At 70.5% G+C, this 13475-nt stretch carries 12 protein-coding genes; 6 read left to right on the top strand and 6 right to left on the bottom strand.

Translation table 11 applies throughout. The features are described 5' to 3' along the window. Positions 1-75 precede the first annotated feature (75 nt). The gene (locus tag DBV35_RS09945) at positions 76-837 is read left to right on the top strand and encodes an SDR family NAD(P)-dependent oxidoreductase (protein ID WP_108659990.1); all 762 of its coding nucleotides are present in this window, start codon (positions 76-78) and stop codon (positions 835-837) included. Between the two features lie 38 nt (positions 838-875). Here the strand turns inward: DBV35_RS09945 and DBV35_RS09950 are convergent, their stop codons facing one another. The 4 genes from DBV35_RS09950 to DBV35_RS09965 form a co-directional block, all read right to left on the bottom strand. After that, on the bottom strand, positions 876-2126 hold the full coding sequence (locus DBV35_RS09950) for a DUF5996 family protein (protein ID WP_108659991.1): 1251 nt from the start codon (positions 2124-2126) through the stop codon (positions 876-878). Positions 2127-2218: 92 nt separating this feature from the next. Beyond that, positions 2219-3154, bottom strand: coding sequence for a pirin family protein (locus tag DBV35_RS09955; protein WP_108659992.1), 936 nt, complete (start codon positions 3152-3154; stop codon positions 2219-2221). A gap of 61 nt (positions 3155-3215) precedes the next feature. Then, entirely contained in the window at positions 3216-3854 is a 639-nt protein-coding gene (locus DBV35_RS09960) for a hydrolase (RefSeq protein ID WP_108659993.1), read from the bottom strand. Between the two features lie 54 nt (positions 3855-3908). Then, positions 3909-4544: a hydrolase gene (locus DBV35_RS09965; RefSeq protein ID WP_108659994.1), complete on the bottom strand. Its 636-nt coding sequence runs from the start codon at positions 4542-4544 to the stop codon at positions 3909-3911. A gap of 165 nt (positions 4545-4709) precedes the next feature. Between DBV35_RS09965 and DBV35_RS09970 the strand changes: the two genes are divergently transcribed. Further along, on the top strand, positions 4710-5654 hold the full coding sequence (locus tag DBV35_RS09970; RefSeq protein ID WP_108659995.1) for a LysR substrate-binding domain-containing protein: 945 nt from the start codon (positions 4710-4712) through the stop codon (positions 5652-5654). Between the two features lie 34 nt (positions 5655-5688). Here DBV35_RS09970 and DBV35_RS09975 read toward each other — a convergent pair whose 3' ends face one another. Further along, a complete protein-coding gene (locus DBV35_RS09975) occupies positions 5689-7383 on the bottom strand; it encodes an adenylate/guanylate cyclase domain-containing protein (RefSeq protein WP_108659996.1) in 1695 nt (564 codons plus the stop codon). An 80-nt stretch (positions 7384-7463) separates the two neighbouring features. Then, positions 7464-7865, bottom strand: coding sequence for a hypothetical protein (locus tag DBV35_RS30525; RefSeq protein WP_170134902.1), 402 nt, complete (start codon positions 7863-7865; stop codon positions 7464-7466). Between the two features lie 162 nt (positions 7866-8027). Between DBV35_RS30525 and DBV35_RS09980 the strand changes: the two genes are divergently transcribed. The 4 genes from DBV35_RS09980 to DBV35_RS09995 all read left to right on the top strand — a co-directional run bounded on the left by DBV35_RS09980 (position 8028) and on the right by DBV35_RS09995 (position 13461). Continuing rightward, positions 8028-10133, top strand: a complete 2106-nt coding sequence (locus tag DBV35_RS09980; RefSeq protein ID WP_170134903.1) for an AfsR/SARP family transcriptional regulator — start codon at positions 8028-8030, stop codon at positions 10131-10133. 82 nt (positions 10134-10215) lie between these two features. Further along, complete coding sequence (locus DBV35_RS09985) at positions 10216-11121, top strand: LysR family transcriptional regulator (protein WP_108659998.1); 906 nt, start codon at positions 10216-10218, stop codon at positions 11119-11121. A 122-nt stretch (positions 11122-11243) separates the two neighbouring features. Then, positions 11244-12635, top strand: coding sequence for a uracil-xanthine permease family protein (locus DBV35_RS09990; RefSeq protein ID WP_108659999.1), 1392 nt, complete (start codon positions 11244-11246; stop codon positions 12633-12635). A 184-nt stretch (positions 12636-12819) separates the two neighbouring features. Next, positions 12820-13461, top strand: coding sequence for a sulfotransferase family protein (locus DBV35_RS09995; RefSeq protein ID WP_108660000.1), 642 nt, complete (start codon positions 12820-12822; stop codon positions 13459-13461). The last annotated feature ends 14 nt before the right edge of the window (positions 13462-13475 follow it).

Below are 13475 nucleotides of genomic sequence, written 5' to 3' on the forward strand. Positions count from 1 at the left end.
ACGCGTATTAAATAATTGGCCCACCGGCGCGATGCCAGGCCCCGCGCGTTCGTCACAGATCGAGAGGAGTTCGGTATGTCTGAGGATCTGAAGGGGAAGGTCGCGCTCGTGACCGGCGGCTCGCGCGGCCTCGGCGCCGCGATCGCCGAAGCGCTCGCCGACCGGGGCGCGGACGTCGCGATCAGCTATGTCGCGTCCGCCGACAAGGCCGAGGCGGTCGTCGCGAAACTGAAGGCGAAGGGCGTCGACGCCATCGCCCTCCAGAGCGACCAGGCCGACATGGCCGCCGCGAAGCCGCTCGTCGACAAGGTGGTCCGCCACTTCGGCCGGCTCAACATCCTCGTCAACAACGCCGCGATCGCCGTGCAGGGCAAGACCGTCGACGATCCCGACCTCGACACGGTCAATCTCGACCGCCAGTGGCAGATCAACGTGATGGGCACCGTGGCGGCCACCAGGGCGGCGGCGCCGGTCCTGTCGGACGGTGGCCGGATCATCTTCATCGGCTCGGGCTTCAGCACCAATGTCGCGGTGCCGGGCGCGGCGGACTATGCCGGCACCAAGGCCGCCCTCGTCGGCTATGCGCGCGGCATCGCCCGCGATCTCGGCGGGCGCGACATCACGGTGAACGTCGTCCAGCCGGGCGTCATGCCGACCGACATGTCGGTCGCGGTGCTCGGCAAGGATGGCCCGCCCGAGGCGCTCCTCAACCTCCACGCCATCCGCCGCATCGCGACGCTGGAGGAGGTCTCCGCGCTCGTCGGCCACCTCGCGGGCCCCGATGCCGGCTACATGACGGGCAGCGTCATCGACGTCGCGGGCGGCATCAACATCTGACGCCCCGTGGCGCGAGGGTCGGCGTTTGCGCCCGGCCCTCAGCGCCGCAGCACGTCCTGCCACTCCGGGTGACGCTCGATCTGCGCCTTCGCGAAGGGGCAGAGGGGGATGATCGAGACCCCGTCGCGGCGCGCGTCCTCGATCGCCTGGCGCACCAGGCGCTCGCCGACCTTGCGGCCGCGCAGCGCGGCGGGAACCTCGGTGTGGTCGATGATGATCAGCCCGTTCCCGGCGCGGCTGTAGGTCATCTCCGCCTCGACGCCGTCGACGACGAGCCGGTAGCGCCCCTTCGCGGGGCCGTCCTCGCGCTCCACGGTTCCCTCGGCGGCGGCAGGGGCGCTCTTTTCCCGCTCGGCGTCGGCCGGACGCACCGTGCCCGGCCCGCCCGCCTCGCACTCCAGGAGGTCGCGGTCCCACTTGGCGAGGTTGGCCGCCGCCTCGTAGGTCGAGACGAGGAAGGCGAGGAGCGCGGCGTCGGGATCGGCCGCGCCTTGCACCGCCTCGTAGGGCAGGATGAACTCCGACAGGTCCTCGTGCCAGAAGGCGCCGTCGGGCGCGACCGGCGCGGCGCGGTAGCCGTTCGGCGCCGGATAGGCGTAGGCGTAGAAGGCCGGATAGTCGATGCCGCCGCCGCCCGGCCAGAAGCCCGCCGAGGACACCTCGCGGTCATAGGCTTCCTGCGCGACGTCGTCCGGCAGGGCCGGGACGCCGCCCGGATGGAGCGGCGCGCGCCGCCCCGAAAAGCGCGTGACGGCGAGGTCGAAGCTCCCCCAGAAGAGGTGCACCGGGCTCGACTTGCCGAGGAAGGACGCGCGGAAGGTCTTGAACACACGGTCGACCGCGAGGAGCGCGGCGTGGAAGCGCGCGACGGCGTCACCGTCATAGGGCCGCTCGCGCAGATCCTCGGCGAAGGGCACCGGGTAGGGCACCTCGTTCGGCTGGCCGTCGAAGGTCGGGTCGCCGCCGAGCGCGGTGACGAGCCCGACGAAGTCGGCATGGAAGGCGGCGACCGTCGTCGGCCCGAGCGCGAAGCTTTCCCGCCGGCCGTCCCCGCTGGTGCCGATCACCATGTGGTCGTGAAAGTCGAAGAGGATCTCGATGCCGGTCCCGTCCGGGATCAGCGAGGAGGTGAGCCCCCGCGGCGTCACGGTGAAGGTCGCGTTCCAGGAATGGTTCTGCCACGGGCTCCGGGCGAGCCGGTATTTGCCGGCGATCTGCAAATAGAGATGCAGGGCGGCGCACGTCTCACGCCAGCTCAGATAATCGAAGCAGGGCCAGTTGCCGGTCATTCTCGGTCCTCCACCGGGTCATCGCGCGGAACGCGCCGTCGGTCGTCTCGGACCGCCCGCGCCTTGCGCGGACGGTCGTTGCGTCGGGCCGGTCAGTCGGGGAGGGGGATGTGCTCGTCCCGGTCGTCGACCGGGAGATCGAAGCGTCCCTTGCCCCAATTCGCAGCGCGCCACTCGGTCTTGGCTGCTTCGATGCGCTCCTTGGAGGAGGCGACGAAGTTCCACCAGATATAGCGCGGCCCTTCTAGCGTCGCGCCACCGAGGATCATCAACCGCGCGCCTTTGCCGCCGCCCGCGACAGTGATCCTGTCGCCGGGGCGGAAGACCATCATCTGCGGCGCCGCGAACTCCTGGCCGGCGATCGAGACCGAGCCTTCCACGATGTAGATGCCGCGATCCTCGTGCTCGTCCGGCATCGGGAGGAGGGCGCCGGGCTCGAGCTTCACGTCGGCGTAGAAGGTGTCGGAGAACATCGTCGCCGGCGCGCTGAGGCCGTAGGCGGTGCCGAGGATGAGGCGGAGCGAGATGCCGCGATCCTCGATCACCGGCAGGCTCTCCTTGCCGTGATGCTCGAAGGAGGGGGCGATGTCCTCGTTCGCCTCGGGGAGGGCGAGCCATGTCTGGATGCCGAAGAGGCCGTTCGGCCCCTGCCGCGCCGCCGCGCTGGTGCGCTCCGAATGGGTGACGCCGCGCCCGGCGACCATCCAGTTCAGCGCGCCCGGCTGGATGATCTGGTCCGCCCCGGTCGAGTCGCGGTGATGGAAGTCACCGCGATAAAGGTAGGTGACGGTGCCGATGCCGATATGCGGGTGCGGCCGCACGTCGATGCCCTGTCCGGTCAGGAGCTCGGCCGGGCCCGCCTGGTCGAAGAAGATGAAGGGGCCGACCATCTGCCGCTTCGGCGCCGGCAGGGCGCGGCGGACCTCGAAGCCGCCAAGGTCGCGGGCCCGCGGGACGATGAGGGTCTCGATCGCGTCGATGCCGACCTCATCGGGGCAGCCGGGTGCGATTGCTGGGTTCCAACTCATGCGCGTTCTCTCTCAATCGGCTCTGCGAATGTGGCACGGCGCGCGGGATGCGCGGCGCGGCTCAGTGGCGCGGGGAATTCAGGAGCTGCATCTCCCACGCGAAGGCGACGCCGCTGCCGCCGCCATGCTCGGCAAGGACCGCCGCGAGGCCGGGGATCGTCGCCTCCCGCGCCCAGTCGCGCTGCCATTCGGACGCGACGGCGAGCCATGTCATCGGCGTCGCGCCGGCCGTGCTCATGCGGCGGACGGCCATGTCGTGCGCCTCGGCGGAGACGCCCCCGGACGCGTCCGTCACGATGAAGACCTCGTAGTCCTCGGCGAGCGCCTGGATCGTCGGCATCGCGAGGCAGATCTCGGTCCACAGCCCCGCGAGCACGAGCTGCCTGCGCCCGCTCTTGCGCACGACCTCCACGACGCGCTCATCCTCCCAGGTGTTGATGAAGGTGCGGTCGATCGGCTTCTGGTCCGGGAACACGTCCTGAAGGCCCTTGATGAGACGGCCGCCGCGGTCCTCGATGACGGTGGTGAGGACCACGGGAACGTCGAACACCTTCGCCGCCTTCGCGAGGCCGATGACGTTGTTCACGACCATCGTCGGCTCGTGGCTGTTGAGGTTCGCGAACTGGAACGGCTGGTGATCGATGAGGACGACGATGCTGTCCTCAGGGCGCAGCAGCGCCTCGAGACCTGTCTTGATCACGGGAGTCCCTCTTTGACTGTCGGGCTCTCGGCCCTTGGATGACGGGATGGGGCCTCAGGCGGCCGCGGCGGCCTTCTCGGGATTGAACCCGTCGGCGCTCTCGAACACGTCCATGAAGCCGGGGAGCGTCGCCTCGCGCGCCCAGTCGCGCTGGAGCTCGCAATACATCTGGACGCGGCTGATCAGCTTTGCGCCCGCCTGCTCGACCCGGCGCAGCGCCGCCTCGTGCGCGGCGAGCGAGGTGCCGCCGACCGCGTCGACCGGCACATAGACCTCATACCCCTCACGGAGCGCGTCGAGCGCGGGGAAGGCGAGGCACGCCTCGGTCCAGAGCGCGGTCATGATGAGCTTCTTGCGGCCGGTCGCCTTCACCGCGTCCTTGAAGGCGGTGTCCTCCCAGCTGTTGATGGAGGTGCGGTCATAGGTCGGCAGGTGCCCGAGCACCTCTTGCAGCGGCGCGATGGGCGGCTTGTTGCGGCCGGTCTCGACATTGACGGTCGAGTGGATGATCGGCAGGTCGTAATTCACCGCGGCCTTGGCGGTGCTCACGATGTTGAAGACCAGCTCGTCGCGCGGTATCGAGCGGATCGAGGACACCTGGATCGGCTGGTAGTCGATGATGATGAAGGCCGCGTTCTGGGGCGTCAGAAGATGGTCGGTCTCTGGGTTGCGGATCTGTTCGCTCGCCATGGGCAGGTCACTCCTGGATACTGGTACGCTGAGGCCGGCGGAGGCCGCTTCGGCGCCCCGCGTCCTCCGATCCCATTTGCCGAAATGCTTGGGAGCGTGGGCTAACATCGCAACGATGGCCGCTGAAGATTGCTGGACGCGACGCAGCGTTCTATGTGAAGGACGATGCGGGACCTCAACGACCTCTATTATTTCACCGCCGTCGTCGATCATGGCGGCTTCTCGGCGGCCGGGCGCGCGCTGGGGATCCAGAAATCGAGGCTGAGCCGGCGCATCCTCCTCCTGGAGCAGAGCCTCGGCGTGCGCCTCCTCAACCGCTCCTCGCGGCGCTTCTCCGTCACCGAGATCGGCCGTGAGTTCTACGAGCGCTGCGTCGCGATGCTCGTGGAGGCGGAGGCGGCGGAGCAGATCATCGCCGAGGCGCAGGCCGAGCCGCGCGGCGTCGTGCGCATGACGTGCCCGACCGGGCTCCTCTCTTTCCAGTTCGGCGCGCTCGTCGCCCGCTTCATGATGGAGCACCCCCTCATCAAGGTGCATCTCGAAAGCACCAACCGCCGCGTCGACGTGATCGCGGAGGGGATCGACCTCGCGATCCGCGTCCGCCTTCCGCCCCTGGAGCCGAGCGATCTCGTCATGCGCCGGCTCGACGAGAGCACGCAGTGCCTCGTCGCGGCGCCGGGCCTCGTGGGCAGGGCCGCCTCGGACCCGGCCGATCTCGAAGGCCTGCCGAGCCTCGATCTCGGCCGGTCCCATCAGGATTATGCCTGGCAGCTCCACCATGCGGACGGGCGCACGGCGACGGTGCGGCACGCGCCGCGCCTCGTCACCGACGACATGTCGGTCCTGCGCACGGCCGCGATCGCGGGGGTCGGCGCGGTGCAGCTTCCGACGATCCTGATCTGGGAGGATGTCAGCGCCGGCCGCCTCGTCCACGTCCTGCCCGACTGGCGGCCGGAGGCAGGCATCGTCCACGCCGTCTTCCCCTCGCGCCGTGGGCGACTACCCTCGGTGCGCGCGCTCGTGGAATTCTTCGCCCGCGAATGCGCGATCGAACGCAGCCGCGCCAACGAGATCATGCTGCCGCACGCCGCGGAGGCGGCGAGCGGCTGATCGCGCCGCGCGTCGCCGTCCGCGCCCGATGCCCTCATTCGGGGAAGCCGGCCTTGCGCAATCCGTCGACATAGCGGTCGAGCTCAGCCAAGTCGGCGTAGCACTCGGTCCGCGCCCAGGCCCCGATCCGGAAGCCCGGCACGAGCGCCAGGTAGGCGTCCCGCTCCTCGGCCGCCTTGTCCGCCTCGCCGAGGAGGGCGTGGACCGCCGACTTCAGCTTTCCCGCATAGTCCGGCGTGCTCATCCGGCTCAACTCGGCGAGCGCCAGCGCGTAGCGGCCCTGGTGGAAGCGGGCGAACGCCTTCACCCAATGGTACCAGTCCGGCCCGTTCGGATTGATCCGCATCGCGCGGTCGCATCGCTCGACCGCCTCGTCGAGATGGCCCGCATAGACGAGCGCTTCCGCCGTCCAGGCAAGGAGGTTGGCGTCGTTGGGGTTGATCTGGAGCGCCTTGTCGAACTCGGCCGCGCACAGCGCATGCTCGCCTTCGTGGAGGTGGACCGCGCCGAGCACCCAATGGGCGCGGAAATCCTCCGGATCGAGCGCGAGTGCGCGCAGCGAGAGCTGCACGGCCGGCGCGCGGATCTCGGCGAAGGATTTCGTGCCGAAGACCTTGAAGCGCACGAAATGGAGCCAGGCGAGGGCGGAGGAGGCGGGCGCGAGGTCCTCGTCGAGTTCCAGCGCCTTCAGATAGCAGGCCTCCGCCTCGTCGATCCCGGCATCGCCGTGCTTGTAGAAGAGGTGCCGGCCCTTGAGGTACCAGTCATAGGCCGAGCCTCCGGCGGCGGTGCGCTCGCGCGTCAGCCGCGCCGACCGCTCGATCACCCCGTCGGCCGCGCCGAGCGCGTGGACGATCGAGGCGACCATGTCGTCCTGGAGCGCGAAGAGGTCTCTCACCTCGCTGTCGAATCGCCCGGCCCAGACCTGCCGGCCCGACTTCGCCTCGGTGAGCCGCGCCGCCACCCTTGTGTGCCCGCCCGCGCGCCGCACGCTCCCTTCGAGCACCAGCTCGTCTCCCCCATGCGGCGACGCGCCCGGAAGGGCCGCGCGCGATACCACCCTGAGCGCCGGATTGCGGGAAAGGCCGACGATCAGATCCTCGCCGATCCCCTCGGCGAAATAGGCCTCGTCAGGGTCGGTGGAGAGGGTGCGGAACGGGCTCACCGCGATCGTCAGCGTCTCGACATCGGCCGGCCGCTCGCCGGCGTCCGCGACCGCGGCGCTCGCCTCAGGCCGCCACATCCAGACCCTCACGGGCCGCTCGATGTTTTTGAGATGGCGCTCGCCCCCGTCCTCGAAATGGGCGCCCATGCGGTCCCGGATCTGCTCGTGGACGGCGTCGGAAATGCAGAGCCCGCCGGTCTCCGATAGGCCTTCCAGACGAGAGGCGACGTTCACGCCGTCGCCCAGGATGTCCTTCCCCGCGACGACGATGTCACCGAGATTGATCCCGATCCGGAACGCGAGGGGCACCGCCTGGGCCTCGTCGGCGATCGTCGTCTGCCACGCGATCGCGCAATTCACCGCGTCGACCGTGCTGCGGAACTCGATCAGCAGCCCGTCGCCCATGACCTTCACGATCCGCCCGCGATGTGCCGCGACCAGCGGATTGATGAACGCGGTGAGCAAATTCGCCAGCGCCGCGAGGGTCGCGTCCTCGTCATGGCGCACGAGGCGCGAGTAGCCGGCGACGTCGGCAGCGAGAATGGCAGCGAGACGGCGTTCCATGCGATCGCCCCCGTGTCGGGCGAGAGTACAAGAGCGCCGGATGGAGGGCCATCCCGCGCCGCATCACGCCGCCGGGGCCGTCACGACATCATCGGCAGGAGGAGGCAGCGCACGCCCGCGATCCTGTAGGAGAACGGCGTCGCGGCCTCCAGCCGGGGGCACATCCAGGCCCGCCCGTCGGGGCTGCGGTCGCGCAGGATCGAGGCCGCCGGCACCGGGAAGCGCCGTCCGGCGACATGCACGCGGAAACCGCCGTCCAGCGTCAGCTCCAGTTGGGCTTGGCCGAGCGGGCGGCAATCATTGTTGCCGCAGCAGGCCTCCTCGTCCGCGTTCATCAGGCCCGCGATCCAGTCGTTCGCGGGGTTGCCGTCGGCGAGGATCGCGTGGCCCTTCGAGGCCGAGGGCGCCAGAAGGAGCGCCATGGCGAGTGCGGCGGCGAGCGCGCTGTGGCGCGGCCGCGCGCGGCGAATGGGGCTGGTCATGGTCTGTCCTTTCCTCATCGCGGGCGGCTTGGCGTGCCCGCGAGGAGATGCTCCGGGGCGGGCGTCTCGGGCGTGTCCCGGCGGCGTCGTCGCCGCGTCGTCGCGCCGTCTCCGGCTGCGTTGGGGCCGTCTTTGGGGTATGGTGAGGCGCGGGAGGCAACCATGCCGCTGTCGCTGAACCTCTTCGGCGGCTTTCGGCTCTCCTCGGGCCCCAGGCCGCCTCTGCCGCTGCCGGACCGGTCGAAGGCGGTGCTCGCCTTCGTCGCGGTGACGGACGGCCCGGTGCCGCGCCACACGCTCAGCGATCTCCTCTCCGACACGGGCACCGAAAGCCAGCGCGCCGCCGCGCTGCGGCAGGCCCTCTATCTCGTACGCAAGGCGACCGGCGCGCCGGGCCTCCTCGTCGCGGAAGGGGCGGGCGTGCGCCTCGACCACGCGCTGATCGATGTGGACGTCACGGCCTTTCGCGCCGCGCTCGCCGATGGCGGCTGCGAGGCGCTCGGCAAGGCGGCGGCGCTCTATGGCGGCCCCTTTCTCGACGGGGTCGCGGCGCCCTCCGAGGCGTTCGAGGAATGGCTCTGCGCCGAGCGCGCCGCGCACCTCGAAGCCGCCGTGGCGGCGCTCACCGGCCTTGCGCGATGCGACGCGGAGGCGGGCGACCTCCCGTCGGCGCTCACCCACGCGCGGCGGGCGCTCGCGCTGGACCCGCTGCACGAGGAGGCGCACCGCCTCGCGATCGAGGTGCTCGCCGGGATGGGCCAGCGGACCGGCGCGCTGAGGCAGTACGAGACCCTGCGCCGATCCCTCGCCGACGAGCTCGGCGTCACGCCCGGCGCCGACTGCGAGGCGCTGCGCCGTTCGCTTTCCGCGCCGAACGACGTTCCGCCGCCCAGCCCGCCGCAAATTCCTGGCTTGGCGGGCGATGAGGCAGGGGGCTTCGCCACCGCCCAACTCATCACACCCGAACGGCGCTGGCTCCTGGCGGTGGCCGCCGTCCTCGTCCTGGCGCTCGCCATCGGTCGCGGCTTCATCGCCGACCCGCCCATCATGACCGCGCGGACCGACCCGGCGGCGACGGTGATGGTCCGCCCCTTCGACGTCCTCGGCGACGCCGACGCGTCATTCGGCCCGTCGATCGCGGTCGAGCTTCGCGCCTTCCTGTCGCGCAGCCTCAACGTCCGCGTCGTCGCGCCGGACGCGGCGGGGTCGCCGGGCGGAGCGCCGGGGGCCGGCCGGCCGCGCTTCGTCGTCGAGGGGACGGTGAGCGACAACGGGAACGGCAAAGTCGTGACGGCGAGCCTCGTGGAGACGAGTGGGCGCACGGTCGTGTGGACCGGGCGGATCGGCGTTCGACCGTCGGAACAGGCGGAGGATGTCGCGGGGGCGATCGGCAGCCACCTCGTCGGCTTCAGGGGCGCGATCGCGGCCGAGATGCAGCGCGCGGCGTGGCGGGCCCCGTCCGGCGGCACGGCGGAGGATGCGATCCTGCGGGGCGAGCAATTCTACTTCCGCTTCGATCCGGCCGGGCAGGACATGGCCCGCACCATCTGGGAACACGCCGCGCAGCGCTTCCCCCGATCCGTCCTCCTCCAGGTGCGGCTCGCCGGCGTCTACCGGAACCGCGTCGAGGCGGGCTGGAGCAATGACCCCGCACGCGATCTGAAGGCCGCCTGGATGCACGCCCAGCGCGCGGCGGCTCTCCCGAACCAGACGCGGCGCGAGGAGTGGGAGACGCACCGCATCCTCGCCAAGGTCGCGCAATGGGCGCGGCACGATTTCCCGCTGTCGGTGGTCCACGCCCGCCTCGCCGTCGACCTTTCCCCGGACGAGCCGTTCGCGCTCTCCGATCTCAGCGAGGCGATGGCGAATGCCGGCCACCCGGACGAGGCCGTCGCCTGGTCGCAGAAGGCCGTCCGCGCGGCCCCCGGCGTCGCATGGATGCGGCGGGACCTTGCCTGGGCCTACCACCTCGCGGGCCGCGAGGCGGATGCGCTGCGCGAACTCGACGCGATGGAGAACCCGCCCCCGTTCCTCCTCGCGGCCGTCCACGACCGGCTCGGCGACAGGCGCCGCGCCGAAGCCGTCATCGCGTCGATGGACCCCGAGGCCCGCGCGAAGGCGGTGGCGGCCGAGCAGCGCCGTCCGCTCGCCGACCCCGTTGCCCGGCGCTGGCATGCGGAGCTGGAAGCGCTCGGCGTCTCGCTCGCGCCCGGCGCGATGGCGCACGCGTCGGAGGCGGAGGTCGCCGACAGCCGCCCGGGCCCGTAGCGCGCGTCTGCGCGAAAGGCACGCATCACCCCAAAGCGGTGCGGAAAATGCAACGGGCCCCTCGGCAACGAGCGGGGGTCCGATGCGGCATCTTTATACGTTCGCGCTGATCGAGGCGGTGGCGCGCGCCGGATCGATGCGCAAGGCGGCCGAGGACATGAACATCACCGCCTCCGCCCTCAACCGGCGGATCCGCGGCTTCGAGCAGGAATTCGGCAATCCCGTCTTCGAGCGGATCCCGAACGGGGTGCGGCTGAACCCGGCCGGCGAACTGCTGATGCACTATTTCCGCGCCACCCGCTCGGAGCTGAAGCGGGTGCAGGGGCAGGTCTCGGACCTTGCAGGAGAGCGGCGCGGGCATGTGGCGATCGCCTGCTCGCAGGCGATGATCCCTTATTTTCTGCCCGAGCAGATCGCCCGCTATCGCGCCGAGCATCCGGGCGTCACCTTCACGGTCAACGTGCGCGACAGGGCGCGGGCCGAGGCCGAGCTTGCCACCTTTCAGAGCGACATCGCGCTCGTCGTCGAGCCCGTCTACATGGTCGAGTTCGAGGTGCTCTCCTGCGTGCCGCAGCCGGTGGTGGCGATTCTGCCGGCGGGCCACCCGCTCGCGGGAAAGGCGGAGCTGCGGCTGCGCGACTGCCTCAACCATCCGCACATCGCGCCCGAGGCCTCCTACGGCGTGCGCCATCTCCTCGACTTCGCCGCGCGCAAGGTCGGGCGGCGGCTCGATCCGGTGATCGAGACCGAGAGCTTCGAGCTGATCCGCCACTATGTGCTGCACGAGAAGGTGATCGGCTTCCAGGTGCCGATCGGCCTCAAGCGGCCGGCCGACGGCGCGCTCGTCTTCCGCGCCATCGCCGAGCGCGACATGCCGCCCGCGAGCCTCATCCTCGGCCACATGCGCGGGCGCACATTGCCGGTCGCCGCCGCCCGCTTCGCCCTTCAGGTCACCGCCGCGCTCGAGGCCCAGGCTGGGCTGCGCTGAGTGGAGCGGGACGCCCCGTTGCCGAAAACGCACCGCCTCTCGAAAATCATAGCAATTCTTCGATCAGGGCGCCTCTGCCACTCTTTCGTCAGACAGAAACCCAAGGTGAATCGGAGACTTTCATGCAGGAGAACGCGGCGCACCGACCCCGTGTCCACGAGGACGTCATCTACCGGGTCGAGGACAAGCCGGCCTTCACCCCGGCGCTGCTGGCGGCCGTCCAGCACCTCCTCGCGGCCTTCGTCAACATCATCGCCCCGGCGATCGTCATCGGCGCGGCGCTCGGCCTCGGCCCCTACGTGCCCTACCTCATCGCCACCTCGCTCTTCGTCTCGGGGATCGCGACGTGGATCCAGTCGCAGAAGGTCGGGCCCGTGGGGTCGGGGCTTCTCAGCCTCCAGGGGACGAGCTTCGCGTTCGTCGCCGCGCTCATCACCTCCGGCAAGATCGCCCAGGAGGGCGGCGCGACGCCGGAAGAGGTCCTCGCCACGATCTTCGGCGTGTGCGCGGTCGCGAGCTTCATCGAGATCGGCATCGCCTACGCGCTCCCGTGGCTGCGGCGGGTCATCACGCCGGTCGTCTCCGGTAGCGTGGTGGTGCTGATCGGGATGAGCCTCATCCTGGTGTCGATCCGCGATATCGGCGGCGGTGCGGGCTCGGCCGATTTCGGCAACGGCACGAACGTGGCGCTCGCCGCCTTCGTGGTCGCGGTGATCCTCGGCTGCCAGTTCTCGACCAACCCGATGGTGCGCGTCAGCTCGATCGTGATCGGCCTCGTCGCCGGGACGATCCTCGCGCTCGCCACCGGCAACGTCGCGGCCCCCGATTTCAGCGCCGTCCCGTTCATCTCGGTGCCGGTCCCGTTCCGCTTCGGCATTTCCTTCGACTGGGTCTCCTTCATCCCCGTCGCCTTCATGTTCGTCATCACCTCGCTGGAGACGATGGGTGACATCACCGGCACCTCGCGCGTCTCCGGCGAGCCGACCGAGGGCAAGGTGTTCGAGGAGCGGGTGAAGGGCGGGGTGCTTGCCGACGGCGTCAACTCGCTGCTCGCCGCCGTGTTCGCGACCTTCCCGAACACGACCTTCAGCCAGAACACGGGCGTCGTGCAGCTGACCGGCGTCGCGAGCCGCCATGTCGGGCGCTATATCGCGGTGATCCTGGTGATCCTCGGCCTCTTCCCGATCCTCGGCGCGGTGCTCCAGCAGATCCCGCGCCCGGTGCTCGGCGGCTCGACCTTCGTGATGTTCAGCCTGATCGTCGTCTCCGGCATCCGCATCATCGGCAGCCAGTATCTGTCGAAGAAGGACACGATCACGGTGGCGCTCTCGGTCGGCATGGGTCTCGGCGTGCAGCTCCTGCCGGACGTTCTCAACTTCCTGCCGCCCTTGTGGAAGCAGATCTTCTCCTCCGGCATCACGACGGGCGGGCTGACGGCGATCCTGTGCGGCCTCCTCCTGCCGGAACACGTGAGGAAGCCCGCCCTCCAGGCCCAGCCGAGCGAGGCGTCCTGACCCGGCCGGCGCCATCTCCGACCGACCCGCCCCGCCGAACCGAGGTTCGGCGGGGTTCTCGCGTGCCCGCCGCCACCCTTTCGACTCGCGCGCCGAACCGCACGGGCGTACTCTTCCCGCCACCATCCGATCGCGCCAGCGACCACCAATCAGAGCCCGAAGGGCCGGGTGCAGGGAGAGCGTCGTGCCACTCGATATCGTCGGGGCGGGATTCGGACGGACGGGGACGAACTCGCTCAAGCTCGCCCTCGAAGCGCTCGGCTTCGGCCCCTGCCACCACATGCTCGAGGTTCGCGCCCACCCGGAACAGCAGGCCCATTGGTGCGCGATCGCGGCCGGCGCGGCGCCCGACTGGGACGCGGTGTTCGCGGGCTACCGGGCGGAGGTCGACTGGCCGGGCGCGCGCTTCTGGCGCGAGCTCGCGGACCACTATCCGGACGCCAAGGTGATCCTCACCGTGCGTGACCCCGACGCATGGTTCGACAGCGTCCAGGCGACGATCTACCCCTTCATGGAGGATCCGTCCCGGCACGAGGATCCGATGCTGCGCGCGCGCGCCGAGATGGCCCACGCGCTGATCGTCCGGCAGATCTTCGACGGCCGCCTCGACGACCGGGCGCACGCGATCGGCGTGTTCCAGGCGCACATCGCCGAGGTCCAGCGCACCATCGCGGCCGACCGCCTCCTCACCTACGACATCCGTTCCGGCTGGGAGCCGCTGTGCGATTTTCTGGACGTCCCGGTCCCGCCGGGGCCGATGCCGCACGAGAACACGCGCAGCGCCTTCAAGGCGCGGGGCCCCGGGCCGGTCCCCGGCCCGAGCTGAGCGCTTCCCGTGCG

The sequence above is a fragment of the Acuticoccus kandeliae genome, from assembly GCF_003073115.1.